Annotated in this window: 1 protein-coding gene; it reads right to left on the reverse strand. The window is 59.6% G+C overall.

Annotation, left to right across the window (positions count from 1 at the left end; all coding sequences use genetic code 11):
• Nucleotides 1-433 (reverse strand): TraC family protein (locus tag Xinn_RS21540; RefSeq protein ID WP_479688279.1); only part of this gene is annotated, 433 nt, incomplete at both ends.

The raw sequence follows: 433 nt of genomic DNA on the forward strand, positions 1-433 counted from the left end.
TGCCCCGCCCCGGTTAAAGAAACTGAACCCCGGATGCCCGGTGCCGGTTGAGCGCCCGGTCACCGGCAGTAATCCGGCCAGATGCTGCACCCAGGTCAGGCGGCTGTGCCAGTGTTTTTTATCCTGCTGCGGGTTAAAGCACATCGGCAGCGCCCGTAAATAGGCATTCAGCGGGGAGACACTGAATTCCGGCCGGACAGGCTGCAAGCCTGCGGTCAACAGGGTAGACGATAACTGGTGCACCCGATGATTCAAATCAGGCAGATCCCGGCCACAGACCAAAAAGGTGAGTGCACTGCGGTACAGTTTATGCCGTCGCCCCAGCAAGGCTTTGACTTCCTGCACATCCTGCCGGACACGCAGCGATTCGGTGTTGTCCCCCACGGCATTTTTCGCCAGCCGGGTAAAATCCTCTTCCAGCCGATCCTGTGCC

This window comes from Xenorhabdus innexi (genome assembly GCF_002632485.1).
In the GTDB taxonomy this organism is placed as follows: domain Bacteria; phylum Pseudomonadota; class Gammaproteobacteria; order Enterobacterales; family Enterobacteriaceae; genus Xenorhabdus; species Xenorhabdus innexi.